Origin of the sequence: Infirmifilum sp. (genome assembly GCF_049970975.1) — an archaeon.
Classification (GTDB): Archaea; Thermoproteota; Thermoprotei; order Thermofilales; family Thermofilaceae; genus Thermofilum; species Thermofilum uzonense.
In genome coordinates, this window is sequence record NZ_JBMFLX010000093.1 from 1 (window position 1) to 3,047 (window position 3,047).

A 3,047-nucleotide genomic window follows, 5' to 3' on the forward strand; every position below is an offset into this window, starting at 1 on the left:
AAAACCCAATTGTTAAAGCTCTTGCAACGGCCGTCGAAGAGTTCAAGTCCTATACATACAATGTGACCGGAAGCGAACCAAAACTCATCTGGCCGACGTAGGACAGGTGGGTAGCATGAGGAGGCCTCATACTCGGGAACCTATACGCGGGCCGAAGGAGGAGAAGAGTGGTGGTCTAATAGACTGCGTAGAGAAATCGCTGGGGGACCTGTCTAACAAAAACGTGATTAGCGCGTTAAACTTGGCTTTCGTGGATTGCTACCTCGGGAGGACGGATGTTACTGCCGCCGACTACATGCCCATGTTCTCGAGACATGCCACAGTAAAACTCTATGAAGCACTTGATTGTAGAAAAATAGTAGACAGGGTTAATGGCTACGTTAAAAGTCTCTACGAAGAGGTCTCCAAGCTCTTCGACGCGTCCTTCTTGGTAGAGGCTAAGCTGGAAAGCAGGCTGACTATATGGGTCAGCACTCCAACGCTACCGCTCGAGGTCAATATCAGCTGGGACCCGGTACTCAACGTGCCTTTTATACCCTCCAGTAGTCTCAAGGGCGCTGTGAGGGCCTACATAGAGTCCTACAGTGGTAGTAACCAGGCGATTTTATCGCTAAAGGAGAAAGCAGATGTTTTATTCGGATCCGACAGAGGGGGCTTGGGTCTCGTGCACTTCTTTGACGGCTATCCTATCGGGTGTGGCGAAGGTGGCAAGCTGCTCGAGCCCGACGTAATCACACCTCACTACAGCGAGGTCAAAGGCTCCATTGACGAGGCGAGCGCTAGACCTGTTCCTATAGTCTTTCCAACTATTGCGAGAGGCGTAAAGTTCGGAGTGATCGTAGGCATCGATTACTGTGACGAGTCAGGTAGCATGAGACTAAGTAATGATGATCTCGTAAACTTGCTGGAAGCTCTAAAGGGGGCTATGAGCGCCGGTATCGGGGCGAAAACGAGCGTTGGCTACGGGAGGTTGACTGCAACGCCTCATAAACTAGAACCAAAGAACACGGGGTGCGGGGCTGGCCGAGAGGCTACAAAGTGAGGGGACGCGTATGAGTGGGGAGTTACAGTCTCAGCTCGCGCTTATCAAGGTCCACGCCCTGACTCACGACCCGCCGCATAAGTCATTCCTCATAAAGAAATACGGCCGGAAATACCACGAACAGCACAAATTAGAGGCATCGCGTTTCAGGCAGGCCGTTTTCGAGAACTACCGCCTGTCGCAGGGGCTAGGAGAGGATTTGAGGAGTCTAGTCGATGAGGCCGATAGGCTAGCGTCTTCCTTCGATAGGTGGATCTTGAACATCTCACGCTGGCCGAGGTCGACATACCTTAGCTACGACCGCTTACACAATGTGTTCAACCCCGAGGTCGTCGAGGAGCTCGGCGGGCTAGACGAAAACAAGATCGATGAAGTCGTAAGAGACCTAAGAAACGCGGTTACCGCGGCTTACAAGGCAGGAAACAGCGAGATGTTCGCTTACAACACGTTTTTCGCACTGTTTGAGGCGTATTGGTACTACCATGGACTACCACCCTCGCTGGCCGACACGAGGGTTCCAACCCACACGGTCTTCGACCACTTGTACGCCACAGCGACCGTATCGAACCTCTTCGTCGAAAAAGGTAGTGTGGGCCTAAAGAAAAGTAGCCGTCCGACAGGGTACTTCGTGGTGGTAGACGTGCCCGGAGTACAGTCCTTCATAAACGCTAGTAGAAAGGCGGGCGACTTCTGGGCTTCGAGCTGGATTTTATCTAACATGGTGTGGTCCGTCATAGAACACTTTGCTCTCAGGTACGGCTTCGACATCGTGGTGTCTCCGTCGCCTAGGCTGAACCCGTACACTCTAAGATCCATAGTGAACGCATCAATATACGGTTTTGGCGACCCCTCTTTCAGGCTCGTCTTCGAGCGGGAGACGGAAGGAGAGCTCTACAAGATTGCCGCTGTCGTTTACACGAGTGTCTTCGGCGTAGACTTGAAAGAGGCTTGGCTACAACCCATAGTACCGGCAACGGCGCTATTCGTTGTTCCTCGAATAGACCACGAGACCCCGAGCAAGCTGGTCAGCGAAGTCGTGAAGGTGTACAATGAGTCGTGGCGTAAGCTGGTGGAGCAGGTGGAGAGCGGTCTGGATAGGAGCGATCAAATATCGGCGAGGTATTGGAAAAACAAGCTCTTCGAGGGCAACATAAAGAACATCATAATGAGCCCTCCCAAGACGCCGTTTGTGGCCGTGGTAGACGTCGGCGAGGCATACGAGAAGGTGGTTGACTGCCTGAGAAACTTGAGTTCATGTAGCGAGATCGGCTTGCGCGTAAAAAGTGAAATTAAGGCGATCCTCGAGGAGAGACGTATAGATGTCGAGGAACTAGCAAAATCACTGCTCTGGCACGTCCTCGTCAACTCGTGGAAGCACCTACTGCGGGTGGGGGCGGGCGAGGTGGCGGTATCGGTTCCGAGGCCCCTCTGGGAGTACGACTCCTCAAGCAAGGCGCTAAAGCCGCTTGGAGACTACTGCGACTACGTCAACTGCACACTGTGTGGCGACGAGCCGGCCGTTATAAAGGTAACAAAGAGCGTCAAGGACGGCGAGGTCGTCTTCAGCGAGGAGTTCGTGAACGAGGTGAGAAAAGTGCTTGAAACGAGCGGGGAGGTTAAAGACGTTAAACTAGAGGAAGAGCTATCAAAAGTCGTTAAGCCCGGTGAAGCTTTGGGACCGTACTGTGCCTTCAAACGCGTTTTGTACATGACTTTGAGCGGAAAGCTGGGGATAGTGTCGACAGACGATGTCGCTCTAGCGTTTCTGACAAACTCGCTAAACAAGTTAAGCAGGGATGTCAAGGAGTCCTTCTACGAGAAAGTGGTCAGCGAGGCATCGAAGCTCGGGGTAAAGCTTGGCGTGAAAGACCTCGAGGACCTCTTCGGTGAAAATAAGAGGGACAGAGACCTTTACTTCAAGGCCCGTGAATTGAATGTACCCGAAGAAAAGTTTACATCAGCTCTCTCCGAGGCTATGAAGAGGGCTTGTCGAGACACGGTTAAG

At 52.5% G+C, this 3,047-nt stretch carries 2 protein-coding genes; both read left to right on the plus strand.

Going from position 1 to position 3,047, the window contains the following annotated elements; all coding sequences use genetic code 11:
* Positions 1-115 precede the first annotated feature (115 nt).
* Positions 116-1,042: a type III-B CRISPR module RAMP protein Cmr6 gene (cmr6, locus tag ACP5KC_RS08630; RefSeq protein ID WP_428287290.1), complete on the plus strand. Its 927-nt coding sequence runs from the start codon at positions 116-118 to the stop codon at positions 1,040-1,042.
* 199 nt (positions 1,043-1,241) lie between these two features.
* Positions 1,242-3,047, plus strand: a 1,806-nt coding sequence (locus ACP5KC_RS08635; protein ID WP_428287291.1) for a type III-B CRISPR-associated protein Cas10/Cmr2, incomplete at its 3' end; no start/stop codon positions are given.